Origin of the sequence: Pseudomonas sp. SJZ103 (assembly GCF_007828335.1) — a bacterium.
GTDB lineage: Bacteria > Pseudomonadota > Gammaproteobacteria > Pseudomonadales > Pseudomonadaceae > Aquipseudomonas.
The window spans coordinates 453,972-476,616 of the sequence record NZ_VIUN01000001.1; the positions used below are offsets into that span (position 1 = coordinate 453,972).

The window sequence follows — 22,645 nt, forward strand, 5'->3', positions numbered from 1 at the left end:
CCGGTGTAAACGGGCTGACTCGGTATGCTTGCTTGTTTGGCCGCCTTAGCCTGACAACCCTGGAGTGTCTGGTTTGATCGTCTTCCGTTATCTGTCCCGCGAAGTCCTGTTGACCCTGAGTGCCGTGAGTGCGGTTCTGCTGGTCATCATCATGAGTGGTCGTTTCGTCAAATACCTGGCCCAGGCTGCCTCCGGCGCCCTGGACCCAGGCTCGCTGTTCCTGATCATGGGCTTTCGCCTGCCGGGGTTCTTGCAACTGATCCTGCCGCTGGGCCTGTTCCTTGGGATCCTGCTGGCCTACGGCCGCTTGTACCTTGAAAGTGAAATGACCGTGCTCTCGGCCACCGGCATGAGCCAGCAGCGTCTGCTGGGCATGACCATGATTCCGGCGGCCGGCGTTGCGCTGATCGTGGCCTGGTTGAGCCTGAGCCTGGCTCCCCAGGGCGCCATGCAGTTCCAGCTGGTGCTGAACAAACAGGACGCGATGACCGAGTTCGACACCCTCGAGCCGGGCCGTTTCCAGGCGCTCAATGACGGCTCACGGGTGACTTACACGGAAACCCTGACTGACGACCGCGCCAACCTGGGCGGCGTGTTCATCTCCGAGAAGCGTTTTGGCCAAGACAAGAAAGACCGTGGCATTTCCGTGCTGGTGGCTGATTCGGGTCGCCAGGAAGTGCGTCCTGACGGCAGCCGCTACCTGATTCTGGAAAATGGCTATCGATACGATGGCAGTCCAGGCATGGCTGACTATCGCGCGATCAAGTACGACACCTATGGTGTGATGCTGGCCCGCCCGGACATCAGCGACGAAGTCACCGACCGCGACGCCATCCCCACGAAGGACCTGCTCGGCAGCAAGGAACTGCGCTCCATTGCCGAGCTGCAATGGCGGATTTCCCTGCCGCTGCTGGTGTTTATCGTGACCCTCATGGCCGTGCCGCTGTCGCGCGTCAACCCGCGCCAGGGCCGTTTCCTCAAGCTGTTACCGGCGATCCTGCTGTACATGGCTTACCTCACTATCCTGATTTCCGCCCGTGGCTCCCTGGAGAAAGGCAAGCTGTCGCCGACCCTGGGCCTGTGGTGGGTACATGGAATGTTCCTGCTGATCGGCCTGGGGCTGCTTTATTGGGAGCCTATTCGTTTGAAAATGATGAGCCGTCTTGGCCAGAAGGAGTTGGCTCGTGGCTAAGCTCGATCGCTACATAGGTAGCAGCGTCCTGATCGCCATCCTGGCGGTACTGGGCATCATCCTGGGCCTGGCCTCGTTGTTCGCTTTCATCGATGAAGTCGGCAACGTCAGCGACACCTACACCGTGTGGGACGTGCTCAGCTACGTTGCACTTACCGCGCCGCGTCGTCTCTACGACATGATGCCGATGGCCGCGCTGATCGGCTGCCTGATCGGCCTGGGCAGCCTGGCCAGCAACAGCGAACTGACCATCATGCGCGCCGCCGGGGTGTCCATCGGTCGTATTGTCTGGGCGGTCATGAAGCCAATGTTGCTGCTGATGCTGTGCAGCGTGCTGATCGGTGAATATGTAGCGCCGCCGGCCGAAACCACCGCCCAGGCCAATCGCGCCCTGGCCCAGGGCTCGGGCGATGCACAGAGCGCCAAACATGGCCTGTGGCACCGTCAGGGTGATGAGTTCATCCACATCAACGCCGTGCAACCGGGCGGACTGCTGATCGGTGTGACGCGCTACACGTTCGATAAGGAACGTCACATGCTGTCGTCCAGCTTCGCCAAACGCGCGCAGTACAGCGACGAAAAGTGGCAATTGACCGACATCACCACGACTTACTTCCGCAATGTCGGCCAAGGCACCAAGGCCAGCACCGAAGTGATCAACGTACCAAGTGAAGAGTGGGACATCGCCCTCAAGCCGGAACTGCTCAATACGGTGGTGATGATCCCCGAAAGCCTGCCGATCTCCGGGCTGTGGGGTTATATCCACTACCTGAAGGACCAAGGCTTGAATAACGGTCGTTACTGGCTGGCATTTTGGGTCAAGGTGTTACAACCGGTGGTGACCGCGGCCCTGGTATTGATGGCGATCTCGTTCATCTTCGGTCCGTTGCGCTCCGTAACTCTCGGCCAGCGCGTGTTTACCGGGGTGCTGGTGGGTTTCACCTTCCGCATCGCCCAGGACCTGCTCGGCCCGTCGAGCCTGGTGTTCGGGTTCTCGCCACTGTTTGCGGTGCTGGTGCCGACGACCATCTGCGCCCTGGCCGGGTTCTGGCTGCTGCGCCGGGCCGGCTGATACCGCAGTGATGCATAAAAAATGCCCCACTCGAATGAGTGGGGCATTTTTGTTCTGGTCAGCAAAGATGACGCCTGGCCTGAGCATCAGGTACAATTCCCGGCTATTTTTCAGCGGGCAATCTGCCTGCAGCCTTTTTGAGTGTTGATCCGTGAGTGATTTGAGTCATATCCGCAATTTCTCCATCATCGCCCACATTGACCATGGTAAGTCGACGCTGGCCGATCGATTCATCCAGATGTGCGGCGGCCTTGCCGAGCGTGAAATGGAAGCCCAGGTGCTGGACTCCATGGACCTCGAACGCGAGCGCGGGATCACCATCAAGGCCCACAGCGTTACCCTGTACTACACCGCCAAAGACGGTATCAAGTACCAATTGAACTTCATTGACACCCCGGGCCACGTTGACTTCACCTACGAAGTCAGCCGCTCCCTGGCGGCCTGCGAAGGTGCGCTGCTGGTAGTGGACGCGGGCCAGGGCGTTGAAGCCCAGTCCGTGGCCAACTGCTACACCGCCATCGAGCAAGGCCTGGAAGTCATGCCGGTACTGAACAAGATCGACCTGCCACAGGCCGATCCGGACCGGGTAAAGGAAGAAATCGAAAAAATCATCGGCATTGACGCCACCGACGCCGTCGAGTGCAGCGCCAAGACCGGCCTGGGCGTCGACGAAGTGCTCGAGCGCCTGGTCAAGACCATTCCAGCCCCCACCGGCAACTACGAAGATCCGCTGCAAGCGTTGATCATCGACTCCTGGTTCGACAACTACCTGGGGGTTGTCTCCCTGGTACGCGTGCGTCACGGCCGTGTGAAGAAGGGCGACAAGATCCTGGTCAAGTCCACCGGCAAGATCCACCTGGTGGACAGCGTCGGTGTATTCAACCCCAAGCACACCGCGACCACTGATCTGAAAGCCGGCGAAGTAGGCTTCATTATCGCCGGTATCAAGGACATCCACGGTGCGCCGGTGGGTGACACCCTGACCTTGAGCTCCACCCCTGACGTCGACGTGCTGCCGGGTTTCAAGCGCATCCAGCCGCAGGTCTACGCCGGCCTGTTCCCGGTCAGTTCCGACGACTTCGAAGACTTCCGCGAAGCCCTGCAAAAGCTGACCCTCAACGACTCGTCGTTGCAGTACACCCCGGAAAGCTCCGACGCCCTGGGCTTCGGCTTCCGCTGCGGCTTCCTCGGCATGCTGCACATGGAAATCATCCAGGAGCGCCTGGAGCGCGAGTACGACCTGGACCTGATTACCACGGCGCCGACGGTTATTTTCGAGCTGTTGCTCAAAAACGGTGAAACGATTTACGTCGACAACCCGTCCAAGCTCCCAGACCTGTCTTCCATCGAAGACATGCGCGAACCGATCGTGCGGGCCAATATTCTTGTGCCGCAGGAACACCTGGGCAACGTCATTACCCTGTGTATCGAAAAGCGTGGCGTGCAGCACGACATGCTGTTCCTCGGTACCCAGGTGCAAGTGACCTACGATTTGCCGATGAACGAAGTGGTCCTGGACTTCTTTGACCGTCTCAAATCAACCAGTCGCGGCTATGCTTCGCTGGATTACCATTTCGACCGTTACCAATCGGCTAATCTGGTGAAACTGGATGTGTTGATCAACGGCGACAAGGTCGATGCCCTGGCACTGATCGTGCACAAGGACAACGCGCACTACAAAGGTCGCCAGCTGACTGAAAAGATGAAAGAACTGATTCCGCGCCAGATGTTCGACGTCGCGATCCAGGCCGCCATTGGCGGGCAGATCATTGCGCGAACCTCCGTCAAGGCTCTCAGAAAGAACGTACTGGCCAAATGCTACGGTGGTGACGTCAGCCGTAAGCGCAAGCTGCTTGAGAAGCAAAAGGCCGGTAAAAAACGCATGAAGCAAGTGGGCAACGTGGAAATTCCACAAGAAGCCTTCCTTGCGGTGCTCAGGTTGGATAGTTAGGTCCTATGTCGCTAAATTTCCCGCTGTTGCTGGTCATCGCCGTTGCCGTTTGCGGTCTCCTGGCGTTGCTCGATCTGGTGTTCTTCGCCCCGCGTCGGCGGGCGGCTATCGCGTCCTATCAGGGCAGCGTCAGCCAGCCCGATGGCCTGGTGATCGAGAAGCTGAACAAAGAGCCCTTGCTGGTTGAATACGGCAAGTCGTTCTTTCCGGTGTTGTTCATCGTGCTGGTGCTGCGTTCTTTCCTGGTGGAGCCGTTTCAGATCCCGTCGGGCTCGATGAAACCTACCCTGGACGTGGGTGACTTCATCCTGGTGAACAAGTTCTCCTACGGGATTCGCCTGCCGGTGATCGACAAGAAGGTCATCGAAGTCGGTGACCCGCAGCGCGGCGATGTGATGGTGTTCCGCTACCCAAGCGACCCGAACGTCAACTACATCAAGCGTGTGGTGGGCCTGCCGGGCGACGTGATTCGCTACACCAGCGAGAAGCGTCTGTTGATCAATGGCGAGTCAGTGGCCGAGAAGTTGATCGGTTCCGAACCGAACAGCCTGGGCAGTGCCGAGCTGTACCAGGAAAAACTCGGGGCGGTAGAGCACGAAATCCGCAAGGAGATGAGCCGCTACCGCGCCATGCCTGATGGCGAGTGGAAAGTGCCGGCCGGGCACTATTTCATGATGGGCGACAACCGCGACAACTCCAATGACAGTCGCTATTGGGATGACCCCAGCATTCCCAAGGATCTGCTGGGCATGGTTCCCGACCAGAATATCGTCGGCAAGGCCTTTGCGGTCTGGATGAGCTGGCCGGAACCCAAGCTCAGCCACCTGCCGAACTTCTCGCGGGTCGGGCTGATCAAGTAATACAAGCGGCGCTGTGAACACAGCGCCGAATGCTTTTCTGGGGCTTGGACATTTTCCGTCCCCGTGCAATACCAACCAGGATTTGAATTTGAACACTGCGTCAATCGTCGATGGCCGCCGGTGCCACCACACAGATATGGGTAAACCGTGACCGTTTCTCTAAGTCGTCTCGAGCGCCAGCTCGGCTACACCTTCAAGGATCAGGAATTGATGGTCCTTGCCCTCACACACCGCAGCTTTGCAGGGCGTAATAACGAACGCCTGGAATTTCTCGGTGATGCCATCCTCAATTTCGTCGCCGGTGAAGCCCTCTTCGAGCGCTTTCCCCAAGCCCGTGAAGGTCAGCTGTCGCGTTTGCGCGCACGGCTGGTAAAGGGCGAGACCCTGGCCGTACTGGCCCGTGGTTTTGGTCTGGGTGAGTACCTGCGCCTCGGCTCCGGTGAGTTGAAGAGCGGTGGGTTCCGCCGTGAGTCGATCCTGGCCGATGCGCTTGAGGCGTTGATCGGTGCGATCTACCTCGATGCAGGCATGGAAGCGGCCAAGGAGCGCGTCACCGCGTGGCTGACCTCCGAGATCGAAAGCCTCACGCTGGTCGACACCAACAAGGATCCGAAGACCCGCCTGCAGGAATTCCTGCAATCGCGCGGTTGTGACCTGCCACGCTACGAAGTGGTGGATATCCAGGGTGAGCCCCATTGCCGCGTGTTCTTCGTGGAATGTGAAATCACCTTACTGAATGAAAAAAGCCGAGGTCAGGGTGTGAGCCGTCGTATTGCCGAACAGGTAGCGGCCGCTGCAGCACTGATTGCCCTGGGCGTGGAGAATGGCCATGACTGATTCAACCGCAACACGCTGTGGCTATGTTGCCATCGTCGGCCGCCCGAACGTGGGCAAGTCCACGCTGCTGAACCATATCCTCGGCCAGAAGCTTGCAATCACCTCGCGCAAGCCGCAGACCACCCGCCACAACATGCTGGGCATCAAGACCGAAGGCAGCGTGCAAGCGGTGTATGTCGACACCCCGGGTATGCACAAAGGCGGCGAGAAAGCCCTCAACCGCTACATGAACAAGACCGCTTCGGCGGCGTTGAAAGACGTCGACGTGGTGATCTTCGTGGTCGACCGCACCAAGTGGACCGACGAAGACCAGATGGTCCTCGAGCGTGTGCAGTACGTCACCGGGCCTTTGATCGTCGCGTTGAACAAGACCGACCGTATCGAAGACAAAGCCGAACTGATGCCGCACCTGAGCTGGTTGCAGGAGCAACTGCCGAACGCGCAGATCATGCCGATCTCGGCCCAGCACGGCCACAACCTCGAAGCCCTGGAGCGCGTGATCGCCGGCTACCTGCCGGAGAACGAGCACTTCTTCCCGGAAGACCAGATCACCGACCGCAGCAGCCGTTTCCTCGCCGCCGAACTGGTGCGTGAGAAAATCATGCGCCAGATGGGCGCCGAGCTGCCGTACCAGATCACCGTCGAAATCGAAGAGTTCAAGCAGCAGGGCAAGACCCTGCATATCCATGCGCTGATCCTCGTCGAACGTGACGGCCAGAAGAAAATCATCATTGGCGACAAGGGCGAGCGCATCAAGCGCATCGGCACCGAAGCGCGCAAGGACATGGAATTGCTGTTCGATTCCAAGATCATGCTCAACCTGTGGGTGAAGGTGAAGGGTGGTTGGTCCGATGACGAGCGCGCTCTGCGTTCCCTCGGTTACGGCGACCTGTAAGAACAGCGCAGGGCAAAAAATGTGGGAGGGGGCTTGCTCCCGATGGCGGTGAGTCAGTTAATAAATAAGTGACTGACACACTGCCATCGGGGGCAAGCCCCCTCCCACATTAGGTTTGTGTTGTTTTCAAGATAGAGAACCCATGTCCCAATCCCAACCCCCCAGCCAACTCGCCTACGTCCTGCACAGCCGCGCCTACCGTGAGACCAGCGCGCTGGTGGATTTCCTCACGCCGCAAGGCCGCCTGCGCGCGGTGTTGCGTAGCGCGCGGGGCAAGGCGGGGACATTGGCGCGGCCCTTCGTGGCATTGGATGTGGAGTTTCGCGGCAAGGGCGAGCTGAAAAACGTCGGCCGCCTGGAAAGCGTCGGCACTTCCGCCTGGCTCAATGGCGATGCACTGTTCAGCGGCCTCTACCTCAATGAATTGCTGATCCGCCTGTTGCCCGCCGAAGACCCGCACCCGGCTGTCTTCGATCACTACGCCGCCACCTTGCTGGCCCTTGCAGAAGGCCGCCCCCTGGAGCCGCTGCTGCGCGCCTTCGAATGGCGCCTGCTCGACGACCTGGGCTACGGTTTTGAACTGAACAACGACCTGCATGGCGAGCCCATCGCCGCCGACGGCATGTACCGCCTGCAAGTGGATGCGGGCCTGGAGCGTGTGTACCTGCTGCAACCGGGCCTGTTCCAGGGTACCGAGCTGCTGGCCATGAGCGAGGCCGACTGGAGCGCACCCGGTGCGTTGTCCGCCGCCAAGCGCCTGATGCGCCAGGCCCTGGCTGTGCACTTGGGCGGTCGGCCGCTGGTCAGTCGCGAGTTGTTTCGAAAGCCCTGACATCCCCGTGTATGCTGTGCAGCGTTTCTTTCCCCTTTTCAGGAGCGCTTCCGTGACCACCAGCAATCGCATTCTTCTTGGCGTCAACATCGACCACGTCGCTACCCTGCGCCAGGCTCGGGGCACCCGTTACCCTGACCCGGTCAAGGCCGCGCTGGACGCCGAAGAAGCGGGCGCCGACGGCATCACCGTGCACCTGCGCGAAGACCGCCGCCACATCCAGGAGCGCGATGTGCTGCTGCTTAAGGACGTGCTGCAAACCCGCATGAACTTCGAGATGGGCGTCACCGAAGAAATGATGGCCTTCGCCGAGCGCATTCGCCCGGCGCACATCTGCCTGGTCCCGGAAACCCGCCAGGAACTGACCACCGAAGGCGGCCTCGACGTAGCCGGCCAGGAAGCGCGGATCAAGGCTGCGGTGGAGCGCCTGTCGAAGATCGGCAGCGAGGTCTCGCTGTTCATCGACGCCGACGAGCGCCAGATCGAAGCGTCCCGCCGTGTCGGCGCGCCGGCCATCGAACTGCACACCGGCCGTTACGCCGACGCCACCACACCGACCGACGTGGCGGATGAACTGCAGCGCATCATTGACGGTGTGAACTGCGGCCTTAATGAAGGCCTGATCGTCAACGCCGGCCACGGCCTGCATTACCACAACGTCGAAGCGGTGGCTGCGATCAAGGGCATCAACGAGCTGAACATCGGCCATGCGCTGGTGGCCCATGCGCTGTTCGTCGGGTTCAAAGGCGCTGTGGCCGAGATGAAAGCCCTGATCCTGGCGGCCGCCAAGCGCTGACCGCAGATTCACCTGTAGGAGCGAGCAAGCTCGCTCCTACAGGTGTGCGCCGTCTTTGTGTCATGCGGCAATGCGAAGCCTTACTGTTTAGCCAATGCAGGTGTATCGTATCTGCCCTTTGCAGGCCCTGCGCCTGCGGCAGATACGTGAGGTTGTTGTGTCCCGATCCTTTTCCCGTCGACAAATCCTGGGTGGTCTTGCAGGCCTGGCCGTAGTGGGCGTCGGTGCCGGTGGCGCCTACCGCTACTGGCTGGGGAAGGTCGCCGAAGCCGAAGCGGGGCACGATTACGAACTGATCGCCGCGCCGCTCGATGTAGAGCTGGTGCCGGGGCACAAGACCGAAGCCTGGGCCTTCGGCCCTTCGGCACCTGGCACCGAGTTGCGCGTGCGCCAGGGTGAGTGGCTGCGGGTGCGCTTTATCAACCACCTGCCGGTCGCCACCACGATCCACTGGCACGGCATCCGCCTGCCGCTGGAAATGGACGGCGTGCCCTACGTCTCGCAATTGCCGGTGTTGCCCGGCGAATACTTCGACTACACATTCCGCGTGCCCGATGCCGGCAGCTACTGGTATCACCCCCATGTGAACAGCAGCGAAGAACTCGGCCGAGGCCTGGTCGGCCCGCTGATCATCGAAGAGCGCGAGCCCACCGGTTTCAAGCACGAACGCACCCTCAGCCTGAAGAGCTGGCACGTGGACGAAGAGGGCGCCTTCGTTGCCTTCAGCATTCCCCGTGAAGCCGCGCGTGGCGGCACGGCCGGGCGGCTGTCGACGATCAATGGCGTATCCCAGGCGGTGATCGACCTGCCCGCCGGGCAGATCACCCGCGTGCGCCTGCTCAACCTCGACAACACCCTGACCTATCGCATCAACATCCCCGACGTCGAAGCGCAGATCTACGCCCTGGACGGCAACCCCGTCGAGCCGCGCCCGCTGGGCAAGGAATACTGGCTGGGCCCGGGCATGCGTATCTGCCTGGCGATCAAGGCGCCGCCGGCGGGCGAAGAACTGTCGATCCGTAACGGCCCGGTGCGCCTGGGCACTTTCCGCTCAGTCGCCAACACCGATGCACCGAGCGAATGGCCCCCGGCATTGCCCGCCAACCCGATTGCCGAGCCGGACCTGGCCAATGCGGAGAAACTCAACTTCAATTTCGAGTGGGTCGGCTCCGTATCGGTGGATAACGGCAAGCCGCCGAGCCTGTGGCAGATCAACGGCCAGGCCTGGGACATCACCGACAAGACCTGCGCCGACCGACCGATTGCCAAGCTGGAAAAAGGCAAGAGCTACATTTTCGAATTGAAAAACATGACCCAGTACCAGCACCCGATCCACCTGCACGGCATGAGCTTCAAGGTGATCGCCTCGAACCGCCACAAGGTGATCCCGTATTTCACCGACACTTACCTGCTGGGCAAGAACGAACGCGCCCGCGTGGCATTGGTGGCGGATAACCCTGGGGTGTGGATGTTCCACTGCCACGTGATCGACCACATGGAAACCGGTCTGATGGCCGCCATCGAGGTGGCGTGATGCGCCAGTTTCGCCCCACGGCGATTATCGACCGCAGCCGCGATCAGGATTTCATGCGCGAAGCCCTGGCACTTGCCGCCCAAGGCGCGACGCTGGGCGAAGTGCCGGTGGGCGCGGTGCTGGTGCAGGATGGTGAAATCATTGGTCGCGGCTTCAACTGCCCGATCAGCGGCCATGACCCCAGCGCCCATGCCGAAATGGTCGCCATCCGCGCGGCTGCGCAAGCGGTCAGCAACTACCGCCTGCCGGGCAGTACGCTGTACGTGACCCTGGAACCGTGCAGCATGTGCGCCGGCCTGATCGTGCATTCACGAATTGCGCGGGTGGTGTATGGCGCGTTGGAGCCCAAGGCGGGGATCGTGCAAAGCCAGGGGCAGTTTTTTACCCAGGGCTTTCTGAACCATCGGGTGTTGTTTGAAGGCGGTGTGCTGGCGGAGGAGTGCGGCACGGTGTTGAGCGAATTTTTCAAGGCACGCCGGGCCAAGCCCCCGCTCTAAAAAACACTGATGAGCAAATGTGGGAGGGGCAAGCCCCCTCCCACATTTGGATCTCTGTTGTTTCCGGGAGATTAGCGGTTACTTCTTGGCGATGATGACCGCCCGCATCGGCGCCGGCAGCCCTTCAATCGTCTTGCTGTGATCCTGCGGATCGAGGAAGTCGCTGAGGGACTGATACTTCATCCACTCCGTCCCGCGCTGTTCCTCCACCGTAGTCACGCTCACATCCACACACCTCACATCACTGAACCCGGCACGCCGCAGCCACAGCATCAATGCCGGTACCGACGGCAGGAACCACACGTTACGCATCTGCGCATAACGGTCTTCCGGCACCAGCACCTGTTGCTGATCGCCTTCCACCACCAGGGTTTCCAGGACCAGTTCGCCGCCCTTGACCAGGGTGTCCTTCAGCGCCAGCAGATGCTCGATCGGCGAGCGACGGTGATAGAACACACCCATGGAAAACACTGTGTCGAAGCCTTCCAGGTTCGCCGGCAGGTCTTCAAACGGGAACGGCAGGTGCCAGGCCTTGGGTTCAGACAGGTAACGCTGTACGGCTTGGAACTGGCAGAAGAACAGCCAGTTCGGGTCGACGCCAATCACGCTGTCGGCCCCGGCGCCGAGCATGCGCCACATGTAGTAACCGTTGCCGCAACCGACATCGAGAATGCGCTTGCCCTTCAGGTCCAGGTGCGGGGCCACACGCGACCACTTCCAGTCCGAGCGCCATTCGGTGTCCACATGCACACCGAACAGGTGGAACGGGCCCTTGCGCCACGGGCTCAAGCCCATCAGCGCGGTGTGCATCTGCGCGCGGGTGGCATCGTCGCAATCGGTGTCCAGCACCAAGCCATTGAGCAAGTCGACTTCGCTGGGCTGGATCTTTGGCAGCGCGTCCAGGGCACTCTGCCAACGCTCCAGGTCGCCATGACCCTTTTCCATCTTGCTATCGAGCTGCGCTTGCAGGCCTTGGGCCCATACAGCCAGAGGGGTGCCGACCAGATGGCGGGCGAGGGGGGACAGATCAATCATGGCAAGGCAATCAACGAGGCAAAGTTAAGACACTGGAACCACGGCACGACTTTCGAGAACCCGGCCGCCAGCAGGCGTTCGCGGTGTTCTTCGAGGCTGTCGGGCTTCATGACGTTTTCGATGGCGCTACGCTTCTGGGCGATCTCCAGTTCGCTGTAGCCGTTGGCGCGTTTGAACGCGATATGCAGGTCGGTGAGCAGTGCCTGTTCTTCAAGGTCGTTGAAGCGCAGCTTTTCCGAAAGGATCAACGCACCGCCGGGCAGCAATGACTGGCGGATACGCCCGAGCAATGCCAGGCGCTCATCCGGGGCGATGAATTGCAGGGTGAAGTTCAACGCCACCACCGAGGCTGGTTGGAACTGCAGCGCGAGGATGTCGCCCTCGATCACTTCGACCGGCAGCAGCTCCTGGAACATCGAGTCCTGGCCATTGAGGTATTCGCGGCAGCGCTCGACCATGGCCGCCGAGTTATCCACAGCGATCACTCGGCAACCGTCCGTGCGCACATGGCGACGTAAGGCCTGGGTCACCGCACCCAGGGACGAGCCCAGGTCGTAGAGCACGCTGTTCGGTTGGGCAAATTGCGCCGCGAGCACGCCGAGGTTTTCGACAATCGTCGGGTAACCGGGCACCGAGCGCTTGATCATGTCCGGGAACACCCGCACCACGTCCTCGTTAAAGGCGAAGTCCGGCACCTGGGGCAGGGGCTGGGCGAATAGGCGATCGGGTTCTTTGCTCACGGTTGTTCCGGCGACGAGGGGGAAAGGCCGGCATTTTAGCCAAGTTGGTCAGCGGATGCGCGGGTTGTCTGATGGAAAGCCGAGGCGGTGATGCCCCATTGGCCGAGCCAGTAAGTTGTGATCAACAAATACGGCGCGGCCTCGAACGACAGCACAAACCGATTGATGCCGATCAGCGTGTCGGAAAATACAAACGACACCGCCCCCGCCGCCGCCAGCAGCGCCGAGCGTTTCGGCACATCGCTGCCCAGGCGTGCCAGCGCGCGCCAAAGCATGGCGCTGATCACCAGTGCGTAAACCACCACCGGTATCAGCAGTTCACCGAGGCCGTGGGAGATCAGGATGCTCAGCAGGATCGCGCCCACGCCCAGCGCCAATACCAACGGCAACAGCGCCAAGCGGCGGCAGTCGCTGAAATAGGCTTTGAGATAGGCCAGGTGCGCAAACAGGAAGGCGCCGAGGCCGAAGATAAACAGGTCGCCCGGCCAGGCGAGCAATACATCGCCGACCAGGGAAAAAATCAGCCCGAGGCTGATCCAGCGTCGATAGTCAGTAGGCGGCGCATCATGCAGCCAGCCCAGCAGCGCCAGTACCGGCAGCGGCTTGACCAGCAGGCACAGCAACGTGGCATGGGTGCTCAGGCCGTAGATAAAGGTGCCTGCGCCCATCAGCGCAAGAATCAGCCATGGCATATCAGTTCACCGTAATGGCGCAGTCGAAGGTCTCGGCGGGCTCGGCTTCCGGTTCCCAGGGTTGCTGGGAGGTCAGGCGCAAACGACCCTGGCCGGCCGTGAAAGCCTGGAAGCGCCAGGTGGACTGGCCTCCGCCACCGACCACACCGGATTCCGAGCTGCTGTACACCTCGGGGCTCAGTGCGCGCAGTACGCCTCCGGCGGAATCCTGGATGGCCCAGCGATAACCCGTGGTTGGGTTGCTTGGCAGGGTGAGGATCAGGTTTTGCCCGGTTTTGAGTTGCAGCGGACAAGCGCCCTGTTCTTCCACGGTGACGTTTTGCTTCGGCGCACTGGCGCAGGCGGCGAGCAGGCAAAGGCTCAGGGGGAGAAGCAGGCGGGCAGCGGTCATGGGGGCTCCGTTGTTTGGCGACGAAGACCGAGCATAACCGAAGATAAGACAGGGTGTTACAAGCAGGATACAGGTTGCGGCCACTCACGCCATCGGGGGCAAGCCCCCTCCCACATGTTGATGTGTGAACACATTCAAGTGTGGGAGGGGGCTTGCCCCCGATGAGGCCATTTCAGGCGCTAGCGCTCTATCAGAACAACACCTTCGCCACATCCGCAAAGCGTTTGGCAAAGTGCACGGTCATGCCTTCCTTCAGGTACTCCGGCAACTCTTCAAAACTGCCACGGTTCGGCTCCGGCAGAATCAGTTCGTGAATCTTCTGGCGCCGCGCCGCAATCACCTTTTCACGCACCCCGCCAATTGGCAGCACATGCCCGGTCAACGTCAGTTCGCCAGTCATGGCCACGCCTTTTTTCGGCGCTTGATTGCGGGCCAGGGACAGCAGCGCGCTGGCCATGGTCACCCCGGCGCTCGGGCCGTCCTTCGGCGTGGCGCCTTCCGGTACGTGCAAGTGCACGAAGGCTTCGTCGAAGAACTTCGGATCGCCGCCAAACGACTTCAAGTTGGAGCTGATATAGCTGTAGGCGATTTCGGCGGACTCTTTCATCACCTCACCCAACTGCCCGGTCAGCTTGAAGCCGCGATTGAGGGTGTGGATGCGGGTCGCCTCGATTGGCAGGGTCGCGCCACCCATGCTGGTCCAGGCCAGGCCGGTGATCACACCGGTACCGGACAACACCTGCTCGTTGCGGAACACCGGCATGCCGAGGGAGCTTTCCAGGTCCTTGTTGCCGATCTTGATCACCGAGTTCGGCGCGTCCAGCAGCTTGACCACCGCCTTGCGCACCAGTTTGCCCAGCTGTTTCTCCAGCTGGCGCACCCCGGCCTCTCGGGCGTAACCGTCGATCAGTGCGCGCAGGGCGCCGTCGCTGATGCTCAGGCTGTTTTTCGAAACGCCGGCTTTTTCCAGCTGTTTTGGCCACAGGTGGCGTTTGGCGATGGCGACTTTTTCTTCGGTGATATAGCCCGACAGGCGAATCACTTCCATACGGTCCAGCAGCGGGCCGGGGATCGAGTCCAGGGTGTTGGCGGTGCACACGAACAGCACCTTGGACAGGTCCAGGCGCAGGTCCAGGTAGTGGTCGAGGAATTCGACGTTCTGCTCCGGGTCGAGGGTTTCGAGCAGCGCCGAGGCCGGGTCGCCCTGGTAGCTCTGGCCCATTTTGTCGATCTCGTCGAGCATGATCACCGGGTTCATCACCTCCACGTCCTTGAGCGCCTGCACCAGCTTGCCCGGCATGGCGCCGATGTAGGTGCGGCGATGGCCCTTGATCTCGGCCTCGTCGCGCATGCCGCCCACGCTGAAGCGATAGAACGGCCGCCCGAGGGACTCGGCGATGGATTTGCCCACGCTGGTCTTGCCCACGCCCGGCGGACCCACCAGCAGCACGATGGAGCCGGCGACTTCGCCTTTATAGGCGCCCACTGCGAGGAATTCGAGAATGCGGCTCTTGATGTCATCCAGGCCGGCATGGTGCTTGTCCAAGACCTTGCGCGCGTGTTTGAGGTCGAGTTTGTCCTCGCCATACACGCCCCATGGCACCGAGGTGGCCCAGTCCAGGTAATTGCGCGTCACCGCGTATTCCGGTGAGCCGGTTTCGAGGATCGACAGTTTGTTCAGTTCTTCATCGATACGTTTTTTCGCCTGCGCCGGCAGCACCTTGCCTTCCAGGCGTTGCTCGAACTGTTCGACGTCGGCGCTGCGGTCGTCCTTGGTCAGGCCCAGTTCCTGCTGGATGACCTTGAGCTGTTCCTTGAGGAAGAACTCGCGCTGGTGCTCGCCGATCTTGCGGTTCACCTCGGCGGAGAGTTCTTTTTGCAGGCGCGCGACTTCCACCTCCTTGCGCAGCATCGGCAGGACTTTTTCCATGCGTTTGAGCATCGGCACGCAGTCCAGCACTTCCTGCAGCTCATTACCGGTGGCCGACGTGAGGGCGGCGGCGAAGTCGGTGAGGGGCGACGGGTCGTTGGGGCTGAAGCGGTTGAGGTAGTTCTTCAGCTCTTCGCTGTACAGCGGGTTGAGCGGCAGCAGTTCCTTGATCGCATTGATCAGCGCCATGCCGTAGGCCTTGACCTCGTCGGTCGGATCGCTTGGCTGGTGCGGGTATTCGACTTCCACCAGATACGGTGGGCGGTGGTGCTTGAGCCAGGTTTTGATCCGCACGCGGGTCAGGCCCTGGGCGACGAATTGCAGCTTACCGTTTTCGCGGCTGGCGTGGTGCACCTTCACCAGGGTGCCGTACAGCGGCAGGGCGGAGGTGTCGAAATGGCGTGGGTCTTCCGGCGGCGTGTCCATGAAGAACAGGGCGAGGGAGTGGTGGTCGGATTTGCTCACCAGCTCCAGGGTCTCGGCCCACGGCTCTTCGTTGACGATCACCGGCAGCACTTGCGCCGGGAAGAACGGCCGATTGTGGATCGGGATGATGTAGACCTTGTCCGGCAGGTTTTGCCCAGGCAGGGCCAGGCCGGTATTGGACGAAGGGGTTTCAGCGTTTTCGGGGTCGGCGTAATCGTTGAGGTCGTAATCAGGGAATTCTTGCTGGTCGCTCATGGGGCACCTGCATAAGGAAGTATGCAGGTTAGATGGGGCGGGGTAGCAGTGGTTTCAATGGTGGGGGTGAGATAGCAACATATTGCATGAAATTACTGCGGCGACTTGGTCAATGTGGGTCAGCTGATTTTGTGGAGGTAGGCGGGGAGTGGCTGTTCTGGCAGCACCGACAGCACTTTCAGACGCTGCAACATCCGCTGCCGCGCCCGCTGCAAATGCTCGCGCAGGTTCAACGCGGCCGCATCGAATGCGCCATGCAGCAGCAGTTCCAAAATCAAGCGATGTTCGGCGAGCATCGCCGGATCAGCGCCGATCCCCAGCAATCGGTAAAAAATCCGGCTGATAATCATCGGGCTCTGGCCTTGGCGAATCAGCGCGGCAATCTTGCGGTTTTGCAGGCCGGCCAGGCAGCGCTGGTGCAGGTCCTCTTCGATCTGCTCGATGGCTTCCAGGCTGCACTGCGGGCTGTCCTGGGCATCCAGCACGCGCTGCAGCATGGCTTCAAGCATGTCGCGGTCGAGGTTCGGGGCACTTTGGCGCAGGGCTTCGGGTTCCAGGCAGGCGCGCAGTTCGTAATCCTCGGTGACCTCCCGCGCGGTCAGTGGCCCCGCCAGCCATTGGGAATAGGGCTCTTTTTCCACCAGGCCACGGTCGCGCAGGCGCATCAGCGCCTCACGCACCACCGCGCGGCTGACGCCATAGTGGTCGGCGGCGGCCTGTTCATCCAGGCGGTAATGGCCAAAGGCGATGCAGGTGGACAGCGCCGCGCCGATTTCCTCGACGATGCGCTCGCCCAGCGGCCGGGTGTCCACCAGTTCGGCCTCGCCATTGAGGCCCAGGTGCGCATGGCTCAGGGGCAGGCGCAGCGGTTCCATGGCCAGGCCTTCGGGGTTGATCAGGTAACCCCGGCCGTTGAAACGGCAGATCAAGCCCTCAGCGTGCAGCAGGTCCAGCGCCTTGCGCACCGGCACGCGGCTGGTGCCGAACAGCTCGGCCAGGGGCGCTTCCAGCAATACCAGGCCATGGCGGGCGGTGCCGTTGACGATCGCGTCGCGCAACACCTGGTGAATCATCGCGTAACGGGAGGCCGAGGCGGACACTGCTTTCATCGATTTCTCAAAGGCATGTAGGACGGTGGCCGGGGATTCTCTCATAAGTTGCGCCTGTCACTCTGCGCCACGTCGGTGGCACTTTTTTGGGGCCTTGAATGTAGGAATGTTACTTTTCTGCACCAAAATGTACTTATTAATAAAAGGTACATTATTTCATCGGAGGCGCTTCGCAAGCGTGGCGCAAGGTTTTTTTCCATCGAGCAACACCATCTATCCCGTAGCTCTGGGTAAAAATGCGTAATCGCGTCAAGAGCGCTACGCAGAGACTGGCACGAAAGCTGCCTTTGTAAAATGTACATTTTATGAATATGTACGTTTTATGAGGTTTCCCTGATGTCAGACGCCACTTCACTGGCCGAGGATTTCGCCAGCGGTCGCAGCGACCCGGTGCAAGCCCTTGAACAGGCACTCAATCAAGCGAGCCGCTCGACCGGCGTATTTATTTCCCTGACCGCCGAGCGCGCCCGCCGTGAAGCCGAAGCGTCCGCCGCCCGTTGGCGTGCCGGCCAGCCCTTGAGCGTGTTCGACGGCGTACCCCTGGCCTGGAAAGACCTGTTCGATGTGGCCGGCAGCATCACCACCGCGGGCGCCGCCTACCGCCGTACTGCGCCCGCCGCGTTGCTCGACGCCCCCAGTGTGGGCCTGTTGTGCCGTGCCGGGATGGTCAGCGTCGGCAAGACCAACCTCAGCGAACTGGCCTATTCCGGGTTGGGCCTGAACCCGCATTTCGGCACGCCGCACAATCCCCATGGCACGGACCAGACGCGCATTCCCGGCGGCTCGTCGTCCGGGTCGGCGGTGGCGGTCGCGGCCGGTATCGTGCCGATCGCCATGGGCACCGACACCGCCGGTTCCATCCGCATTCCGGCGGCGCTCAACGGATTGGTGGGGTACCGCAGCAGCAGCCGACGCTACAGCCGCGACGGTGTGTTTCCCTTGGCCCACTCCCTCGACAGCCTCGGTCCGTTGACGCGCAGCGTGCGCGATGCCTTGGCCATCGACGACCTGCTCCATGGCCGTACCCAGCAGCACAGTGCCCGCCGCCTGAAAGGGCAGCGTTTTGTGTTGGAACAGGGCGTGCTGGCCGACGTGGAGCCTGCCGTGCGCAACAACCTGCTGCGCGCCGTTGAGCGACTGAAGGCGGAAGGCGCGCTGATTGAAGAGCGTGAAAGCCCCCCGTTCCAGGCCACCCTGGACCTCATCAAGCACCAAGGCTGGCTCGGCGCGTTCGAGGCCTTCGCCCTGCACCAGTCCCTGCTCGACAGCACTGATGCCGAGCAACTCGACCCCCGTGTGCGCCGCCGCCTTGAAGCCGCGCGCGGATTGCCGGCCAGCCAACTGATCCACCTGACCGAGGCGCGCCGCCGCCTGCAACAGCAACTGCTCGACGACCTCGACGGCGCGATCCTGATCACCCCCACCGTCGCCCATGTCGCCCCGGCGTTGGCACCGCTTGAAGCCGACGACGAACTGTTCGTCAAAACCAACCTCGCCACCCTGCGCCTGACCATGCCCGGCAGCTTTCTCGACATGCCAGGCGTCAGCTTACCCAGTGGCCGTGATGCCCAGGGCCTGCCCACCGGGCTGCTGCTCAGCGCCCCGACAGGAGAAGACGCGCGGCTGTTGCGCGCGGCCTTATCCGTCGAATCCGTACTCAACATTTAAGGAGACACACCATGGCTAAAGACATCCTCTGTGCATTTGGCGTCGACGTCGACGCCGTCGCCGGCTGGCTCGGTTCCTATGGCGGCGAAGACTCGCCCGACGACATCTCCCGCGGCCTGTTCGCTGGTGAAATCGGTGCGCCGCGCCTGCTCAAACTGTTCGAACGCTACGGCCTGCGCACCACCTGGTTTATCCCCGGCCACTCGATGGAAACCTTCCCCGAGCAGATGAAGGCCGTGGCCGACGCCGGTCACGAAATCGGCGTGCATGGCTACAGCCACGAAAACCCGATTGCGATGACCGCCGAGCAGGAAGAAATCGTCCTCGACAAGTCCATCGAACTGATCACCCAAGTCACCGGCAAGCGTCCCACCGGCTACGTCGCGCCGTGGTGGGAATTCAGCAAGGTCACCAACGAGCTGCTGCTGAAGAAAGGCATCAAGTACGACCACAGCCTGATGCACAACGACTTCCACCCCTACTACGTGCGCAAGGGCGACAGCTGGACCAAGATCGACTACAGCCAGCACCCCGACACCTGGATGAAACCCCTGGTGCGCGGTGAAGAAACCGACCTGGTGGAGATCCCGGCCAACTGGTACCTCGACGACCTGCCGCCGATGATGTTCATCAAGAAAGCCCCCAACAGCCACGGTTTCGTCAACCCGCGTCACCTCGAAGAAATGTGGCGCGACCAGTTCGACTGGGTCTACCGCGAGCACGAACACGCGGTGTTCACCATGACCATCCACCCCGACGTGTCCGGCCGCCCGCAAGTGCTGCTGATGCTCGAGCGCTTGATCGAACACATCCAGAGCCATGCCGGCGTGCGCTTCGTCACCTTCGACGAAATCGCCGACGACTTTATCCGCCGCCAACCGCGTACCTGATCCCAACCCAAGCAGCCCCCACCTCCCGAGGCGCGATTATGTCCATCTACAACAAGCTTGACCTGACTGGCTGGAAACCCCGGCAACTGACGTCCCAGGAAGTGCGCTTCGCCACCTGGATCGCGTTTTTCGCCTGGGTGTTTGCGGTGTATGACTTCATCCTGTTCGGCACCTTGCTGCCGGAGATCGGCCGGCACTTTGGCTGGGGTGAAGTGGAGCAAGCTGAAATCGCGACTTGGGTGGCGGTGGGTACCGCCGTCGTCGCCTTGGCCATCGGGCCGATCGTCGACAAGCTGGGGCGGCGCAAAGGGATTATTTTCACCGTGGCCGGTTCCGCACTGTGCTCGGCACTGACCGCCATTGGCGGGGCGTGGGGCAAGTCGCCGCTGATTCTGATCCGTTCGCTGGGCGGCCTGGGGTATGCCGAAGAAACCGTCAACGCCACCTATCTGACCGAGTTGTATGGTGCGTCAGAAGACCCGCGACTGACCAAGCGTCGCGGCTTCATCTACAGCCTGGTGCAGGGCGGCTGGCCGGTCGGTGCGTTGATCGCCGCCGGTTTGACCGCGCTGTTGCTGCCGATCATCGGCTGGCAGGGTTGCTTCATCTTCGCCGCGATTCCGGCGGTGGTGATCGCGATCATGGCGCGCAAGCTCAAGGAGAGCCCGCAGTTCCAGATCCACCAGCGCATCAGCGAGCTGCGTAAAAGCGGCGCGGTGAAAGAAGCGCAAAACGTTGCCGTGACCTACGGCGTGGACTACGACGAACACAGCAAGGCCGGTCTCAAGGCGGCCTTCCGTGGCCCGGCCCGTCGCGCCACGCTGGTGATCGGCGCTGCGCTGCTGCTCAACTGGGCAGCGATCCAGGTGTTCAGCGTGCTCGGCACTTCGGTGATCGTCAGCGTGCACCACATCTCGTTCGAGAACTCGCTGATCATCCTCGTGCTGTCGAACCTGGTGGGTTACTGCGGCTACCTCAGCCACGGCTGGATGGGCGACAAGATCGGCCGTCGTAACGTCATCGGCCTGGGGTGGATGCTCGGCGGCCTGGCGTTTGCCGGCATGCTGTTTGGTCCGAGCAATATGCCGATGGTGGTCGGGCTGTACAGCCTGGGCCTGTTCTTCCTGATCGGGCCGTACTCGGCGGCGCTGTTCTTTATCAGTGAAAGTTTCCCCACCAGCATCCGCGCCACCGGCGGCGCGATCATCCATGCCATGGGCCCGATTGGTGCCGTGGTCGCAGGTTTTGGTGCGACCCAGGTGTTGTCCGCCGGCAGTGACTGGCAGACCGCCGCGCTGTGGTTCGGCGCGCTGCCGTGCTTCTTGTCCGGCGCGCTGATGTTTGCCGCCCGCCATGTGCGTCCGGAAACCGTTCAGTAAGGAGAATGTGATGAGCCGTAAAGTTGCGCTGATTACCGGTGCCGCCAGTGGCATTGGCCAAGCCCTCGCCGTGGCCTATGCACGCAGCGGCGTGGCGGTGGTGGGCGGGTATTACCCGGCCGATCCCCACGACCCGAGCACCACCGTGTCGCAGGTGGAGGAGGCGGGGGGCGAGTGCCTGATGTTACCGCTGGACGTGGGCGATACCGCCTCGGTGGACGCCCTCGCCGAACAGGCGGTACAGCATTTCGGCCGGCTGGATTACGCGGTGGCCAACGCCGGTTTGCTGCGCCGTGCGCCGCTGCTGGAAATGACCGATGAGTTATGGAACGAGATGCTCAATGTCGACCTCACGGGGGTGATGCGCACCTTCCGCGCGGCGACGCGGCATATGAACGAAGGCGGCGCGCTGGTGGCGATCTCTTCGATTGCCGGCGGCGTGTATGGCTGGCAGGAACACAGCCATTACGCCGCAGCCAAGGCTGGTGTGCCGGGGTTGTGCCGCTCGCTGGCGGTGGAGTTGGCGCCCCTGGGCATTCGCTGCAATGCGGTGATCCCGGGGTTGATCGAAACACCGCAATCGCTGGATGCGAAGAACTCCCTCGGCCCGGAAGGCCTGGCCAAGGCCGCGCGGGCGATTCCGCTGGGGCGGGTAGGGCGCGCAGATGAGGTGGCGTCGCTGGTGCAGTTCTTGACCAGTGAGGCGTCGAGTTATTTGACCGGGCAGAGCATCGTCATCGACGGCGGCCTCACCGTGCGCTGGCCTGACTGACTGATGTACTTGATCCAAATGTGGGAGGGGGCTTGCCCCCGATGGCGGTGGTTCAGTTAGCCCATCTGTGACTGACCCACTGCCATCGGGGGCAAGCCCCCTCCCACATTGGAAGTGGAATTTTTCAGGAGTTTTTGCATGAACCAACTGACCAACCGCCGGGCCGTGATCACCGGTGCCGGCAGCGGCATCGGTGCCGCCATCGCCCGCGCCTACGCCGTTGAAGGCGCGCGTCTGCTATTGGCCGACCGCAACGCCGCCAGCCTCGCCGAAACCGCAATCACCTGCCGCAACCTCGGCGCCGAAGTGGTCGAGTGCGTGGCCGATGTCGGCACGGTCGAAGGTGCCCAGGCCAGTGTCGACCGTTGCGTCGAACACTTCGGCGGCATCGATATCCTGGTCAACAATGCCGGGATGCTTACCCAGGCGCGTTGCGTCGACCTGTCCATCGAGATGTGGAACGACATGCTGCGCGTCGACCTCACCAGCGTGTTCGTCGCCAGCCAGCGCGCCTTGCCGCATATGCTCGCGCAGGGTTGGGGACGGATCATCAACGTGGCGTCGCAACTGGGCATCAAGGGCGGCGCCGAACTGACCCACTACGCGGCCGCCAAGGCCGGGGTGATCGGCTTTACCAAATCCCTGGCGTTGGAAGTGGCCAAGGATAACGTGCTGGTCAACGCCATCGCCCCCGGCCCGATCGAGACGCCGTTAGTGGGCGGCATCAGTGACGATTGGAAGCGCGCCAAGGCCAAGGAGCTGCCCTTGGGGCGCTTCGGCCTGGCGGACGAAGTGGCGCCCACCGCTGTGCTGCTGGCCAGTGAGCCGGGTGGCAACCTGTTCGTCGGCCAGACCCTGGGCCCGAACTCCGGCGATGTCATGCCATGAGTGA

The 22,645-nt window shown here is 61.8% G+C and carries 21 protein-coding genes; 15 read left to right on the plus strand and 6 right to left on the minus strand.

Annotated elements, in window-relative coordinates; genetic code table 11:
• The first annotated feature begins 73 nt into the window (after positions 1-73).
• The 10 genes from lptF (at position 74) to tadA (ending at position 10,466) form a co-directional block, all read left to right on the plus strand.
• Positions 74-1,192, plus strand: coding sequence for an LPS export ABC transporter permease LptF (gene lptF, locus FBY10_RS02325; protein ID WP_145335214.1), 1,119 nt, complete (start codon positions 74-76; stop codon positions 1,190-1,192).
• On the plus strand, positions 1,185-2,264 hold the full coding sequence (lptG, locus tag FBY10_RS02330; protein ID WP_145335212.1) for an LPS export ABC transporter permease LptG: 1,080 nt from the start codon (positions 1,185-1,187) through the stop codon (positions 2,262-2,264). Before lptF ends, lptG begins: the two co-directional genes overlap by 8 nt.
• A gap of 151 nt (positions 2,265-2,415) precedes the next feature.
• Positions 2,416-4,215 (plus strand): translation elongation factor 4, encoded by a 1,800-nt coding sequence (gene lepA, locus FBY10_RS02335; protein ID WP_027604664.1) that lies wholly within the window; start codon positions 2,416-2,418, stop codon positions 4,213-4,215.
• Between the two features lie 5 nt (positions 4,216-4,220).
• Positions 4,221-5,075, plus strand: a complete 855-nt coding sequence (gene lepB, locus FBY10_RS02340; protein ID WP_131698295.1) for a signal peptidase I — start codon at positions 4,221-4,223, stop codon at positions 5,073-5,075.
• Between the two features lie 147 nt (positions 5,076-5,222).
• Positions 5,223-5,912, plus strand: a complete 690-nt coding sequence (rnc, locus tag FBY10_RS02345) for a ribonuclease III (RefSeq protein ID WP_027604662.1) — start codon at positions 5,223-5,225, stop codon at positions 5,910-5,912.
• Positions 5,905-6,807 carry a GTPase Era gene (gene era, locus FBY10_RS02350; RefSeq protein WP_027604661.1) on the plus strand — a complete coding sequence of 301 codons (903 nt, stop codon included), beginning with the start codon at positions 5,905-5,907 and terminating at the stop codon, positions 6,805-6,807. The genes rnc and era overlap by 8 nt, the downstream gene beginning before the upstream one ends.
• Positions 6,808-6,949: 142 nt before the next feature.
• Positions 6,950-7,639 (plus strand): DNA repair protein RecO, encoded by a 690-nt coding sequence (gene recO, locus FBY10_RS02355; RefSeq protein WP_131698294.1) that lies wholly within the window; start codon positions 6,950-6,952, stop codon positions 7,637-7,639.
• 52 nt (positions 7,640-7,691) lie between these two features.
• Positions 7,692-8,435 carry a pyridoxine 5'-phosphate synthase gene (gene pdxJ, locus FBY10_RS02360; RefSeq protein WP_131698293.1) on the plus strand — a complete coding sequence of 248 codons (744 nt, stop codon included), beginning with the start codon at positions 7,692-7,694 and terminating at the stop codon, positions 8,433-8,435.
• A gap of 157 nt (positions 8,436-8,592) precedes the next feature.
• The gene (locus tag FBY10_RS02365; protein ID WP_145335210.1) at positions 8,593-9,969 is read left to right on the plus strand and encodes a multicopper oxidase family protein; all 1,377 of its coding nucleotides are present in this window, start codon (positions 8,593-8,595) and stop codon (positions 9,967-9,969) included.
• Positions 9,969-10,466, plus strand: a complete 498-nt coding sequence (tadA, locus tag FBY10_RS02370; RefSeq protein ID WP_145335208.1) for a tRNA adenosine(34) deaminase TadA — start codon at positions 9,969-9,971, stop codon at positions 10,464-10,466. The genes FBY10_RS02365 and tadA overlap by 1 nt, the downstream gene beginning before the upstream one ends.
• A 78-nt stretch (positions 10,467-10,544) precedes the next feature.
• On the opposite strand, the gene cmoB is transcribed toward tadA, so the two are convergent.
• The 6 genes from cmoB to FBY10_RS02400 all read right to left on the minus strand — a co-directional run bounded on the left by cmoB (position 10,545) and on the right by FBY10_RS02400 (position 17,044).
• Positions 10,545-11,501 (minus strand): tRNA 5-methoxyuridine(34)/uridine 5-oxyacetic acid(34) synthase CmoB, encoded by a 957-nt coding sequence (cmoB, locus tag FBY10_RS02375; protein ID WP_065938637.1) that lies wholly within the window; start codon positions 11,499-11,501, stop codon positions 10,545-10,547.
• Positions 11,498-12,241 (minus strand): carboxy-S-adenosyl-L-methionine synthase CmoA, encoded by a 744-nt coding sequence (cmoA, locus tag FBY10_RS02380; RefSeq protein WP_145335206.1) that lies wholly within the window; start codon positions 12,239-12,241, stop codon positions 11,498-11,500. Before cmoA ends, cmoB begins: the two co-directional genes overlap by 4 nt.
• 35 nt (positions 12,242-12,276) lie before the next feature.
• A complete protein-coding gene (locus FBY10_RS02385; RefSeq protein ID WP_131698288.1) occupies positions 12,277-12,933 on the minus strand; it encodes a lysoplasmalogenase in 657 nt (218 codons plus the stop codon).
• A 1-nt stretch (position 12,934) separates the two neighbouring features.
• Positions 12,935-13,324 carry a protease inhibitor I42 family protein gene (locus tag FBY10_RS02390; RefSeq protein ID WP_131698287.1) on the minus strand — a complete coding sequence of 130 codons (390 nt, stop codon included), beginning with the start codon at positions 13,322-13,324 and terminating at the stop codon, positions 12,935-12,937.
• 190 nt (positions 13,325-13,514) lie between these two features.
• On the minus strand, positions 13,515-15,935 hold the full coding sequence (gene lon, locus FBY10_RS02395; protein ID WP_131697436.1) for an endopeptidase La: 2,421 nt from the start codon (positions 15,933-15,935) through the stop codon (positions 13,515-13,517).
• 119 nt (positions 15,936-16,054) lie between these two features.
• A complete protein-coding gene (locus FBY10_RS02400) occupies positions 16,055-17,044 on the minus strand; it encodes a GntR family transcriptional regulator (protein ID WP_027604651.1) in 990 nt (329 codons plus the stop codon).
• Positions 17,045-17,380: 336 nt separating this feature from the next.
• Between FBY10_RS02400 and FBY10_RS02405 the strand changes: the two genes are divergently transcribed.
• The 5 genes from FBY10_RS02405 (at position 17,381) to FBY10_RS02425 (ending at position 22,641) form a co-directional block, all read left to right on the plus strand.
• Positions 17,381-18,712 (plus strand): amidase, encoded by a 1,332-nt coding sequence (locus tag FBY10_RS02405; protein ID WP_145335204.1) that lies wholly within the window; start codon positions 17,381-17,383, stop codon positions 18,710-18,712.
• An 11-nt stretch (positions 18,713-18,723) separates the two neighbouring features.
• Positions 18,724-19,602: a polysaccharide deacetylase gene (locus FBY10_RS02410; RefSeq protein ID WP_003234086.1), complete on the plus strand. Its 879-nt coding sequence runs from the start codon at positions 18,724-18,726 to the stop codon at positions 19,600-19,602.
• A 38-nt stretch (positions 19,603-19,640) separates the two neighbouring features.
• On the plus strand, positions 19,641-20,981 hold the full coding sequence (locus FBY10_RS02415; RefSeq protein WP_145335202.1) for an MFS transporter: 1,341 nt from the start codon (positions 19,641-19,643) through the stop codon (positions 20,979-20,981).
• Between the two features lie 10 nt (positions 20,982-20,991).
• Complete coding sequence (locus FBY10_RS02420) at positions 20,992-21,753, plus strand: SDR family NAD(P)-dependent oxidoreductase (RefSeq protein ID WP_145335200.1); 762 nt, start codon at positions 20,992-20,994, stop codon at positions 21,751-21,753.
• Positions 21,754-21,891: 138 nt separating this feature from the next.
• Complete coding sequence (locus tag FBY10_RS02425; protein ID WP_145335198.1) at positions 21,892-22,641, plus strand: SDR family NAD(P)-dependent oxidoreductase; 750 nt, start codon at positions 21,892-21,894, stop codon at positions 22,639-22,641.
• Positions 22,642-22,645: the final 4 nt, after the last annotated feature.